This window comes from Cyanobium sp. NIVA-CYA 375 (genome assembly GCF_056108345.1).
The window spans coordinates 1-1,398 of sequence record NZ_JBSYHW010000211.1; the positions used below are offsets into that span (position 1 = coordinate 1).

Here is a 1,398-nt window from a genome sequence, read left to right on the forward strand (position 1 = left end):
GTGCAGCCAGCCTGGCGCCAGCTGTGCAGGGCGCGCTGCTGCAGGCTGGTGGTGGCGTTGGCAGCGAGGGGCTGGCCCCGCAGCTGGGGCGGGATGGAGGTGGCCAGCAGCAGGGAAGGTGAGCTCATGGCTGGTGATGGCGCTCAAGTACCTCGCGATAGAGATCGGTGTAGAGACCGGCTACGCGCTGGGGGGCCCAGAGGGTTTCGGCACGGCGACGGGCGGCCAAGCCGAGGGAGCTGCGGCGCTGGGGATCGTGCAGCACCCAGCGGATCGCCTGGGCGAGGGCCTGGGGATCGAAGGGTTCGGCCAGGGCACCGGTGACGCCCTCCTCGACGATGTCGACGAGGCCACCGGTGCGGAAGGCCACCACGGGGGTGCCGCAAGCGTGGGCTTCTAGGCCGGTATTGGGCAGATTGTCCTGGCGGGAGGGAATCACGAACACATCGGCGGCGGCATAAAGCAAACGGAGATGGAGCTCATCACTGATGCGGCCCAGATAGTGGATCGGCAGTGGCGGAGTGAAGGCGGGATCGGGCTGGCTCTGGCCAAAAACGGCCAGTTGCAGATCCTCAAGAAAAGCATCGCCCGGCGACTCGCACAGCAGATGCAGGGTCTCCAGGAGCAGATCACCCCCTTTACGGGGATCAGCGGTACCGCCGGTGGCACCGAATAACAGCAGGGGGGAATCCAGGGGAAGGTTGAGGAGCGCTCGGGCCTGGCGCTGATCCACAGGGGCCCAGCAGGTGAGGTCGATCGGATTGGGAATCACCCGGCAGGGCCAGTGGCCCATGAGGGCACTGCGACGGGCACAGTCGGCCATCCAGTGGGTTGGCGCCACCAGGTTCATCGGCCTGGTCCAGGCCTTGGCTTTGCGTTTCCAGACCCAGCGATTGAGCGCATGGACCGCCGGCTCGGTGTCTGGTGGCTTAGCCGTGTAGCCGCTGACAAAAGGTTCAGAGGGATCGCTGTAATGTTCGCCACCACTAAAGGCCCATTGGTCGTGGAGGGTCCAAACGACAGGCCAGGTAAATTTGGCAAGCTCCTCGATAGATAACATGGCGTTATCGAGGGCATGGCAGTGGAGGATATCGAAACCACCGGTGCTGTAAAGGCTTTCGAGTTCGGCGCCGAGGCCTGTGAATGGCCAGCCGATCGAATAGAAGCCAGGTGAATGCAGATGGAAGCGCTTTTTGCGCAAGCGAATTAACCTGGGGCGTATTTGTTTATTCCAGAAAATATGCCGAGCGGGCAGTCCGCCAATAATTGAGGAATCGGAGGGATCGTCTATGCGGCGATTTAAAACACGAAACTGGCTAGAAATGCCAGCAGGCGCAGAGAAAGCCAGTAGGCTTTTATGAAGCCGAAGAGCAGCTATATTTGCGCCACCAAATCCAG

At 61.8% G+C, this 1,398-nt stretch carries 1 protein-coding gene; it reads right to left on the reverse strand.

What is annotated here, in order from left to right:
* Window positions 1-124: 124 nt before the first annotated feature.
* On the reverse strand, window positions 125-1,201 hold the full coding sequence (locus AC01FP_RS17615) for a glycosyltransferase (RefSeq protein ID WP_474482021.1): 1,077 nt from the start codon (window positions 1,199-1,201) through the stop codon (window positions 125-127).
* Between the last annotated feature and the right edge of the window lie 197 nt (window positions 1,202-1,398).